Below are 11084 nucleotides of genomic sequence, written 5' to 3' on the forward strand. Positions count from 1 at the left end.
CCTTCAAACAGCCAGCCGCGCGATGGCCGCGTCGAGCCAGCGGTCCAGCGCCAGATAGACCAGCCCGGCGCCAACGAGCGCCAGCACCACCCATGCAATCGGCGAGATGCGCCTGCCGGCGCGTGCCTTGCCGTGGGTGACAATGACCGGCCCGTTGCCCTGGTCGAGCCCCGCGCGCGCCAGTCGCTCATCGAGCGCGCGCAGCAATGCGGCGCGGTCCGTGGCGCCGTTCAGGGCGAATCGCCCCTGGAAGCCCAGCCCAAGCACCACATGGAAGACCGCGAGCAACGGCAGCACCGGTTGGGGCGCTGCGAGGCGCCGTTCGATGCGGTCGATCAGCGCGTCACCCGCGTCGTGACTCTGGAACTCCTTGACTTGCAAGGGCTCGTGCTCCCACTCGTCCCGGCTCGCCCCTTCCAGGTGGCGGAGCGCGAACTCGTCGATCAGCGCGCATTGCGCATAGATCGCGTCCTCGACGACATCCGGGGATTGCCCCGCCGCCCGGAGTTCCTCACGCAGCCGGGCGATATGGCCCAGGCACGTTTCACGGAACGCCGCGAAGGTCACGGGCCTGTCCCCGCCGGCCAGCGAAGCGACAGTCAGGGCCGTATCGCGTAGCGCGAGCGGAAAGATCGGAAGCGAAGTTGTCATGCCGGCAATACCGCGAAGAGTTCGAGCGAGACGTCCGGCACGGAAGCCGGCACATAGAACTGGCACGCCCGCGCGTCGAGCATGCGCCGGAACGCCGGGTGGGCACTGTCAAGCGCGAAGTACTGGTTTTCGATCCGCACGGGAATGGCGGCAGGCAGGCGCGACATCGTCCGCAACGGAATGCCGGGCAGCGCCGAGTTGACGATCTGCGAGACTTCATCCGGCGCCCCCGCCTTGCAAAGGCGCGGCAGTTGTTCGAGCAAGGCGTGCGCGGGCATGCCCGCCTGCACCGACAGGTAGTACTCGGTGCCCTCGACCAGGCGCTCATCGAGGATCTTGCCGTCCCAGATCGTGGGCCGCAGCCGTTCCAGCGCGACCGGCACGACGCGTGACGGCACTACCGCATCCACCAGCCGTCGAATCATCGACTCCAGTTCCGCGAATACGGGCTCTGGCGCCATGTGGTCGTAGGCCGGAATGGCCTGCAGGGTCTCCGTGGTCGAGAACGTCAGCAGCGCGCCCGCCAGCCGGGCCAGCACACGGTAGAGTTGCTCGGGATGCTGCTGCGGGGCCGCGCGCAGCCGCGCCAGCTCCGGCCAGGCACTGTTGACACTGTGCAGCAGCCAGAACAGCGCCACATCGGCCACGGCGTAATCGGCCATCTGGTCGGAACGCTCGCGCCGGCGCACGCCCAGGCTCGCACTCTTTGCGCTGAGGATGGTCGACAGCCGTGCCATGCGGGCGGTCAGCTGCTCGCTTGCGGACAGGAACAGGCTTGGCGGCACGTAGGCCGGATCGAGTTCGATCTGGCCCTGCGGCGTCCGGATAAGCCGAGCGATCGGGCAGGTCACGTAGTCGCCTTGTGCCTCGCCGTCGAACAGCAGGGCCAGTGCGTGACGTTCGACGCTGATTTCCTCCTTGCCCTCACCGTGCAGGTCGGCGACCTCCAGGTACTCACGCACGAAGCGGCGTGGCCGCGCCGGCCGTTCGCCATCGTCGACGCAATTGCCACCCAGCGCGTCCATCAGCGGCAGCCCGATCAGGACCACCGCCGAGTCTGCACCGGCCGGCAGATCGGCCAGATCGCGCGCAGGAGGCGTCCGGTCGGCCGTCTCCGTGTCGATCACGGTGCCATCCGGCAGGCGTGCGGCAAGCGAACTCACCGCCAGTCGATTCACTGTCAGTGCCTGGGAATCGATGACGACGCGCACGACGCCCCATGGTTCCGGGGTGGCGATACGCGCAATCTGCTCGCCGGCGTGGCGCTCCCATAGCGCCTGCTGCTGGAAATGCTGCGGCGTCATAAAGATGCCCTGCGCCCACAGCGGTCTTGTGATCTTCATGGTATCGGGCCGATTCCGCTTCAGTTCTTCGCCTTGGGCATCTGCGAGACGAGCGASAGGTTGATGTCCATCCCCTCGATCTGGAAATGCGGCACGATGAACAGCTTCACGCGGAAGAAGCCCGGGTTGTCTTCGATATCCTCGACAATGACCCGCGCGTCGCGCAGCGGGTGCGATGCCTGCAGTTCGTCGCCCGGATCGGTCATCTCGGTCACGAGCGTCTTGATCCAGCTGTTCAACTCCAACTCGAGGAGGCGGCGGTCCTTGGTGGTGCCGATGTTCTCGCGCTGGATCAGCTTCAGGTAATGCGCAATGCGCGACAGCAGGAAGATGTACGGCAGGCGCGCGTTGACACGACTGTTGGCGGTGGCTTCCTTGGTGTCGTACAGCGCCGGCTTCTGGGTCGAATGCGCCGAGAAGAAGCACGCGAAATCGTGATTCTTGTAGTACGACAGCGGGATGAAGCCAAGGTTGGCGAACTCGAACTCGCGCGTTTCCGGAATCAACACCTCGGTCGGGATCTTGGCCTGGTTGCCGGTGCCCAGGTCATAGAGGTGAATCGGCAGGTCCTCGACCAGACCGCCAGCCTGCGGCCCCCGGATCTGCACGCACCAGCCGTTCTTGATGAAGCTCTGCACCATGTTCGCGGCGAACGAGAACGATGCATTGGCCCAGAGGTAACGGTTGTGATCCGGCCCCTTGACGGCTTCCGTATAGTTGAACGCCCGGACCGGCACGGTTTCCGGACCGTACGGCAGGCGCGCCAGGAAGCGGGGCAGCGTCAGGCCGATGTAGCGCGCGTCGTCGGACTCGCGGAAGCTCTTCCACTTCAGGTATTCGGCGCGGTCAAAATAGTTGCCGATGTCGCGGATCGCGGCCACGTCCTCCATCGACGTCTTGCCGAAGAACTCCGGCGCCACCGCGCCGACGAACGGCATGTGCGCGGCCGCCGACACCTTCGAGATATTGCGCAGCAGGGCGATGTCCTGCGGGCTGCGGTCGAACGCGTAGTTCGAGATGATCGAGCCGATCGGCTCGCCGCCCGGCGTGTCGTACTCCTGGATATAGGTGTGCAGGTACAGGCCGCTCTGGATCACCTCGGGGGTGTCCTCGAAGTCCTGGCGCAGCGCTTCCTTCGAGACATCGAGCACCTCGATCTTCACGTTCTTGCGGAAGTCAGTGCGATCGACCAGGAACTTCAGGCCGCGCCAGGCCGATTCGATCTCCTGGAACGTCTCGTGATGCATGATCGCATCGAGCTGCCGGCTGATCTTCTCGTCCAGATGGGCGATGTGGAAGTCGAGCAGGCTCTTGTCGAGCCGGTCCACCTGCTGTGACGAATCCTGGATCATCTTCAGGAACACGTGCATGGCCTGCGCCACGCGCTCGTCGAGCGAAGATTCGGACAGCGCGTCTGCGCTCTGGAACGACTCCACCGGCCGCGTGCTACGGACCGGCGACAGGTTGATCTTCTCGCAGAGCGCTTCATAGACGCTCTTGCCCGGCGCGTCGAGGACGACGGCAGCGGCGGCGCTATCGGCGGCGCTATGGGTACGTGCGGACAGTTCGTGCTTCTTTTCCATGGGGAAAATCCTCGGGTAACGGGTTACTGGGCGGAGGCGGGAGCCGGGGCGGCCTGGCCGATCTTCTGCAGATCGGCGCGCAGGCGTTCGGACAGCCCGGGGTCCTTGAGGATCTTCTCGAGCTCGCGGCGAAACATCGCGTTGTCGAGCAGGTTCGACTTGAGATCGCGCAGCAGATTGCGCGCCGCCATCAGCGCGCGCAGCTCGGGCACCTTGCCGGCGACTACCTCCGGCTTGAAGTCATCCATGGAATGGAASTCGAGATCAACGGGCAGCTCGGAGCCATCGGCGGCGAGCGTGTTCTCGACGGCAATCTTCGCCCGCGGATTGAAGTCCGCCAGGACCGCATTGAAGTTGTTCTTGTTGATGGAAACCTTCTCCCGCTCCGCCAGCGCGCGGGTGTCCTGCCCATTACTGTAGTCGCCCATCACCAGCAGCTTCAGTGGCAATTCCACCTTCTTCTGCGCGCCGCCGGTATGCAAATCCAGCTTGATGTTGACCCGCGCCTTGGGCACTTCGTTCTGGAAGCTCTCTGCCATTCTCGATTCCTTCTCCAACAGGTTTTCAATCCGCACGGCACTCGATTCGTCGATCGCCGCATGGCCGGTAGACACGCAAGTGCGGGAGACTATCTTTTTTATTTCCCACTGTATTTAGGTGACTTCCTAAAATTCATCGGATTTTTGATCTTTTTTATCTAAATCAATAATTCGATCCAGTCCTATTTTCGTGAAAGCGACAAGACGGTAAGGTGCGGCGCGCAGGAGCATGTCGCTTGCGAAGCGACACGCCTGACCTGTTACGCCGGATTGCCCGGCCTTGGAGAGAGACGATGTCGGCTGGGGTAGCAACACTGAAGGCATACGGGGAAGCGCTGCTCAAGGGACTGGGCGGTGGCCAGCAGTCTTACTTCCTGAAGGTGCCGGGCGCGGAGACCGCAGTCGGTCTGTCGGTGGTGTCGTTCGAGGCGGTGGAGCAGCTGGGCGCTCCCTACGCCGTCACTGTCCAGCTTACGCATCCGCTGGAGCTTGAGCGCGCCAGCTACCTCGGCAAGCCCGCGACATTCGAGATCGACCCTGGTGATGGCACCGAGCCGCGCAAGTTCGCGGGTTGCATCACGCAGTTCTCCAAGACGAAGCAGACGCAGGATTTTCACGGCTACCAGATGGTGGTGGAACCGCTAGTGGCACGGCTTCGGCTGACCCAATCCACCCGCATCTACCAGCACCAGACCGCGCCCCAGATCATCGAGGCGATCCTGCGGCGGCACGAACTGGTTGGTCACCAGTTCGCTTTCAAGCTTCGGCGCGAGTACCCGCAGCACCCGTTCCGCTTGCAGTACCAGAGGTCCGATTGGGACTTCATCCGGCTACTGATGGAGCAGGAAGGGCTCTATTCCTATTTCCTGCCGGGGAAATTCGGCGAGATGGTGGTGTTTGGCGACGACATCGACCATTACCTCTACAAGCCTGAATTGCGTGTGCCCTATCGGGAATCGGCCGGGCTTGAGGCCGGCATCGAAGCCGTCTTTGGCATTCGTACTAATGCTAAAACGGTCCCCGAATCGTTCCTCGTGGCAGATTACAACCCGGATCTGGCATGGGAACCCTTGAAGGGCGAAGCCAACGTCGCGAGGAAGGACAAGACCACTTACGGGCAACCGTATGTCTTCGGTACGCATCACCTTGATTTCGATGGTGCCAAATGGGAAGCGCAGCTTCGTCATGAGGCGGCGATGGCGTCTCAGGTCGAATACGAGGGCGAGAGCAACGTCCTGGAACTGCGTCCGGCGCGGATCCTGAGAATGGATCTCGACTTGCCCGACGCCCCAAACGGGCAGGTCATCACCGAAGTCACCCACACCGGCGCGCGCGATGCGGCGTATCGCAATACCTTCAAATCGATCCCATCCGATCGTCGCTTCCGGCTGCCGCTGGATGAGGCCAACTGGCCAAAGATCGCAGGCACGCTGAGCGCCCGCATTACCTCACCCAGCCAATACACGTACGCCTACCTGACGCAGCAGGGCTACTACACCGTCCGCTTCGACTTCGATTTCGAGAAATGGCCCGGTGGTGGTGAGTGCGTGCCACTGCGGCTGGCAAAGCCATTCGCCGGCGCATTCCAGACAGGATTCCACTTTCCGCTGATCGACGGCACCGAAGCCGCCATCGCGTTCCGGGACGGGAACCCGAACAAGCCCTACATCGCCCACGTCCACCACAACAGCCGTCAGACGGACCTGATCACCAATCACGACCGCTGGCTGTCGCGCAACGTCATTCGTACGCAGAGCGACAACAAGCTCGAGTTCGAGGACTGGGAGGGCCAGGAGCACGTCAAGCTGTCCACGGAGCATTCCGGCAAATCGCAGCTGACACTTGGCCATATGGTGGATGGGAAGTGGAAGAAGCGGGGGGAGGGGTTCGAGCTGCGGACGTCTGGTTGGGGGGCGATTCGGGGCGGTAAGGGGTTGTTTATCTCGGCGGATGACCAGCCAGCATCTTCTCGAATGCCGGGCAGCACATGGAAATGAGCGCCTGGAAGCGGTTCACCGTCGTGGCCGGCGAGGCCATCAGCCTGTTCGCCCACAACGCAGGCATCAAGCTCTTCGCCAACAAGGGCAAGGTCCAGTTGCAGGCACAGAACGACTCGCTCGAACTGACGGCGCGTCATGACTTGTCATTGACGAGCACCGAGCGGCGGATCGTGGTGACTGCCAAGGATGAGCTCCTTCTCTCTTGCGGCGGCGCGTTCATCCGGCTGAAGGACGGCAAGATCGAGCTTGGCTCGCCCGGCAATATCCTCTGTCACACCGTAGCGCTGTTGAAACGCCCGCCAGCCAGCGCACCTGCCACGCTACCAAACCTTCCGAAATCCGAACTCGAGCAACAACCGCTTGCGTTCCGTCTGCGGCTGTCCGATGCACCCGGCCCGAACGGACATGTACTAGCGCATACGCCCTGGACGATCGCGTATGGTCCACGCCCCGAATCGCTGGACATTGGTTCGGGTCGAACAGTTGTGGCGCAGGGCACCTCCGACGCCGACGGCCATGTCCAGCTCACCGAAGACGACCAAACCAGGCTCTCCGAAGCGTACTGCACCCATCCCATGCAAACGTGGCTCGTCTATCCGGGTCATGTTGTACGCATCAACGTCGAATTCGAGTCCGAGGACTGGACCGATGAGGATCGGCTGCTCCATGCGCTGAATGCGGAAGACTTCTCGCCCGATCTGTCGAGTGTGCGGGAAGCGCCCGAGAATTCCCAGCCAATACAGACGGCAGAGGCGCAGTTCGGAACATCTGCACGACAAATCTTCCGCGCCATCAAGCAGCGCAGCAAACTCCACCAAGGCTAGGCCCGTACTCATGGAAAAGACAGTCTGCCAAATCCAGTCGAAGGACGGGAAGCCCATTGCCGGAAACTCCGCGCCAACCGGATTCGTTTCCAAGACCGAACCACCGCGGAGCGAAGATCCGACGCTTGCAAAGTTCCTTTCCAAGCCGAGTTGGGGCGAACCCTTCGCGGCACCCAGCGCAGGGAATGATGTCGAGTTCTTCGTCACCGGAGACGCCTATTTCCTCGACGTCGCCAAGGCGATAGGGGGAGCCAAGGCGTCGATCCTGATCGCCGGCTGGCAAATAAACGCCGATGTGGAGATGGGCGACGGCAAGACCCTGTTCGAGCACCTTCGCCGCGCGGTGGAGCGCGGGGTGAATGTCTACGTCATGCCGTGGATGGCGCCACCCCCGCTGTGCTTCGCCACAGGCGTCCTGCAAAGCGTGCTGGCGCTGTGCCAACTCAACGCCGGATTGAAGGAGCGGCGAGCGTGGGTCTTGCCTGCCATCGGTCAGAGCGACATCGCGGGGGCGCTCGGCATGCTCGGCTTTTCGCACCATCAGAAAACGGTGGTCATCGACGGCAAGACCGGCTACCTGGGCGGCATCGACCTGGCGTATGGGCGCCGCGATGACGGCCGATTCGACCTGGGCGCCCAATGGCGCAAGGGCAACGAGTTCTACAGCCCCTGTATTCCCATGATCGAGACGCTGTCCGCCCAGGACAAGGCGAACTATGTGCCCTTGATGGAGTTGCTGGCAGCCTGCTCGGACACCTGGCTGAACAACACCGGCGCGTGGTGGTTCTCGCCGGCCGAGAGCCCACTGATGACCGTGCCTCGCGACAAACTCAGTCAGGCGGCACGTGCGTATGAAGAAGTGGCATGGCGGGTACAACACTGGTGGAAGGCCGACAGTTGGCTCAGCGCGCCGCTGCGTAGGGTGAAAGCGCCTATCCGCGGTGCTATCGACAGGGTCGTGGATGGTGCACTCGGTACGGCAGAACAACAGGTCCGCTGGCTGGCAAAGGGCACCTGGGACTACCTCGGGCAGGCCACCCGTGAAGCGCTGCTGAAGGAGGGTGCCGAGATCGCAGCCGCTGTCACGTGGTGTATCGATTGGCTGCGTGGAGGGCACCTCGACGAGCTACCGCCCAATGTCTATCACGTGACCGGACAGCTGATGCAGGGCTTGTCGCTGGCGTTCGCCACCACCGTGGCACAACAGGCAATGCGCCGCAAGGCGCCCTACTCCCGCTGGGTGGAGAAGCGCAAGGTCATGCCCTACGGCGGCAAGCTGCATGACACGGCAAAGCAGCCGCGCATGCCGTGGCATGACGTGCAGATGCGAGTGAAGGGGCCCGCGGTACATGACCTGACGCTCAATTTCGTGCGCCGTTGGGACGCGGTAGTGGTCAGTCATGAAGGGGCCCTCAAGGACGTGAGCGAGAAGGGTTACGCGCTGGCGAACAAAGTGTTCGGTGCCCTGCAGATGCCCGAAGCGCTCATCAATTCAAAACAGCCACTTGGGCTACCGAAGCTATCCAAGGCGCTGCTGCTAGATTGCCCGCCTGCAACCGCACGGAAACATACGGTTCAAGTGTTGCGCAGCGCCTCGCTGCGCCAGTGCGACCTCGAGGATGCTGCAACTCCAGAAGGTGCCCAGCCGCGCAAGAACACGGCGACTCTCAGGGACACGCCGACCAGGCACGACGCATCTTCCCAGAAGAAGCGCCCTCCGCAGAACAACTGCCTACAAGCCATGCTCAACGCCATCCTCGGTGCGCAGCATTTTCTTTACATCGAGGGGCAGTTCTTTCAGTCAGCGTTTGGCAAGCAAGAAGCAGCCGAAGAGCTATCCGGGCCGATGGGCGTGATGTGTAGTCCGTGGCGCGCACACAACGCCGAGCGGTACCTTACCGCCTTGAATCTGAAACGCGGCATGTCACCCGCCGAGATGATCCGCAAGCTTGACCTTGCCAAGCTGCGCCGCGTGGTGGCTGACATGGGCGGGGACGACCTGTTCTGGACCGACCTCCGCGTGATCCTGAGCAATCTTGCACAGGTGGAAACGTCGAAGCTGATGGGCAAGGCGCAGGAGCATATCGCGAATCCGCTCAGCAATGCCCTGGGCGCGCGGATCCGACGGGCCATTCTCGATGGCCTGCCCTTTCATGTCTATATGGTCCTGCCCGTGCATCCGGAGGGTCCGCTCAACAACATCGCCATCGCCAGCCAGATCCACCTGACCATGCAGTCTTTGGTGTTCGGCAGCCACAGCCTTGTCAACACAATCCGGCGCGCGATTCTGGAGAAGGGGAAGCGCGACGCGGCACCCCGGATGAGCGACGAGGAGCGGCACGCGCTGTATCGGCGGATCGACGCCATGGCGCCCCCTGATCTCGTGAAGGCCGTGCCCGACGCCTGGAACCAGTACCTGACGCTGCTAAACCTGCGCAACTGGACGACGCTCAACGGCCAGCCCGTGACCGAACAGATCTATGTGCATAGCAAGCTCCTGATTGCCGACGACAGGCTGGCTATCTTGGGCAGCGCCAATATCAATGACCGCAGCCTGCTTGGCAATCGTGACTCGGAACTGGCGATGATGATTCACGACGGTGAAGGGATAAAGGTCTTGCTGGACGGAAAGCGGCAGTTCTCAGTCAGCAAAAGCGTGCACAACTTGCGCACACGGCTGTGGCGCAAGTTGTTCGGGCTGGCGGGGAATTGCGATGCGCCGGCTACGGAACTCGCGGCCCTTGTCACTCAGCCAGCCAGTTCCGCAACGTGGACGGCTCTACAGAAGCGAGCCGCCACGAATGGTTCAAGCTATAAGCAGGCGTTCCCTCACGTTCCCTATTCTGTTCCTGATCTAAAGGAGCAAGATGTCGCCAGTTCCATTTGGCCTACGTGGGACAACGCGGCGCGAAAGCAATCCGCGCGCATGCCCTTCCAGGAGCCGTTCTGGCGGTCTCTTGGGCCATCCGATAAGCCTTGCAGTTGGGAGGCCAAGACGAATCCCAAGTCAAGCATACCGGCCAACGTGCTGGGCTTCATCTGTGCTCTACCTATTCGCTGGACTACTGGCGAGAACAATGAATCTGGACTGAACCTGACATTGTTGGCAAAGAACGATGGTCCGTTGCTCGATACCACTTCTGGCGTGGCGCTCGCGGCTGTAGGCGGCATCCAAGAACCAAGGGCGTGACATGCAGCAGAGAGAGATTATTCAGACGGGAATGGCGGTACTGGCCATGGCATTGCTAGTGGGCTGCGGCCCGTCACGGGCGGAGCGTGAGGAGACAGAACGGGCACAGGAATGGCTGCAAGTCTTGCAGCAGGCTGCACACGTCGCCTATACCCCACCGTCATCAGCGCAGCCTCAAGAATGCCTTGGACGCCATGTCTTCTCAGTGACCGGTCCTCCTCAATGGCCCGCCGATTCCAGGAACTCCTATGTCTTCTCTCTTCGACACAGCTACAACGTGAAAGAAGTGAACAAGATGGTCATCGATGACACCAGGATCGCAGTAATCTCCGATCCTGAAGCGGTGCGGTACTTGTCGCACCTCAACTCCCGGGACTATCGCGGCGATCGCGCGCCTAGTGAATGGAGAGATGCGCGCGTTGCCGAATGGAAAGCTGATCTGGAGAACCCAAAGGCCTCCCCTGCTGACCGGCAATTTGCAGAGAACAGGCTCCTTAATCACGCATTGAACGAAGCCCGGGCGAGAATCGACCGTCGCTTCGATACCGGCCTTCCCGATAGCATTGCAATCTGGGATTCGGATTACCCCGAGCTTTATAGCGAAGACGACCCTCGTCGAGACAATCTCACGCAAACCCTCACCGCCTACGTCTACCGCAAGCCCTGGCTACATATCTTCGAGCAGACGGGCCGCGCCGACCAGCCAGAGGCCAACCAGGCCCGCATGCGCGCCTTCCTCAAACGCTTCCGCGCGCGTGCCGAGTTCGAGATTCCCACCGAGCCCGGACTGTGCATCCCCTATGCCTTCCTGGCTGACGACGGCACGCTTCCCTTCCTCATCAAGCTCGGCATGCGCTATCCCGATGCACTTGGCGTGACCTACACCTTCGACATGGGGTATCTCACCCCTGACACCGAAGGCGGCGGCCCACTGTTTGACTCGCTGGGCGTGGC

5 protein-coding genes and 2 pseudogenes are annotated in these 11084 nt (G+C 62.1%); 3 read left to right on the forward strand and 4 right to left on the reverse strand.

Annotated elements, in window-relative coordinates; genetic code table 11:
- Positions 1-3: 3 nt before the first annotated feature.
- From AB4Z27_RS24425 to tssB, 4 genes are read right to left on the reverse strand one after another with little or no spacing between them, the layout of a single operon-like run.
- The gene (locus AB4Z27_RS24425; protein ID WP_092293499.1) at positions 4-651 is read right to left on the reverse strand and encodes a DotU/TssL family secretion system protein; all 648 of its coding nucleotides are present in this window, start codon (positions 649-651) and stop codon (positions 4-6) included.
- Positions 648-1994 carry a type VI secretion system baseplate subunit TssK gene (gene tssK, locus AB4Z27_RS24430; protein WP_092293501.1) on the reverse strand — a complete coding sequence of 449 codons (1347 nt, stop codon included), beginning with the start codon at positions 1992-1994 and terminating at the stop codon, positions 648-650. The genes AB4Z27_RS24425 and tssK overlap by 4 nt, the downstream gene beginning before the upstream one ends.
- Positions 1995-2014: 20 nt before the next feature.
- Positions 2015-3577 carry a type VI secretion system contractile sheath large subunit gene (tssC, locus tag AB4Z27_RS24435; protein ID WP_441645467.1) on the reverse strand — a complete coding sequence of 521 codons (1563 nt, stop codon included), beginning with the start codon at positions 3575-3577 and terminating at the stop codon, positions 2015-2017.
- Between the two features lie 23 nt (positions 3578-3600).
- Positions 3601-4116, reverse strand: coding sequence for a type VI secretion system contractile sheath small subunit (tssB, locus tag AB4Z27_RS24440; protein WP_441645469.1), 516 nt, complete (start codon positions 4114-4116; stop codon positions 3601-3603).
- A gap of 293 nt (positions 4117-4409) precedes the next feature.
- Between tssB and AB4Z27_RS24445 the strand changes: the two are divergent.
- The 3 genes and pseudogenes from AB4Z27_RS24445 to AB4Z27_RS24455 all read left to right on the forward strand — a co-directional run.
- A pseudogene (locus AB4Z27_RS24445) lies at positions 4410-6940 on the forward strand (type VI secretion system Vgr family protein).
- 10 nt (positions 6941-6950) lie between these two features.
- Positions 6951-10130: a phospholipase D-like domain-containing protein gene (locus AB4Z27_RS24450; protein WP_441645468.1), complete on the forward strand. Its 3180-nt coding sequence runs from the start codon at positions 6951-6953 to the stop codon at positions 10128-10130.
- Position 10131: 1 nt separating this feature from the next.
- A pseudogene (locus tag AB4Z27_RS24455) lies at positions 10132-11084 on the forward strand (hypothetical protein); the annotation flags it as partial.

The organism is Cupriavidus sp. KB_39 (assembly GCF_052114485.1).
GTDB lineage: Bacteria > Pseudomonadota > Gammaproteobacteria > Burkholderiales > Burkholderiaceae > Cupriavidus.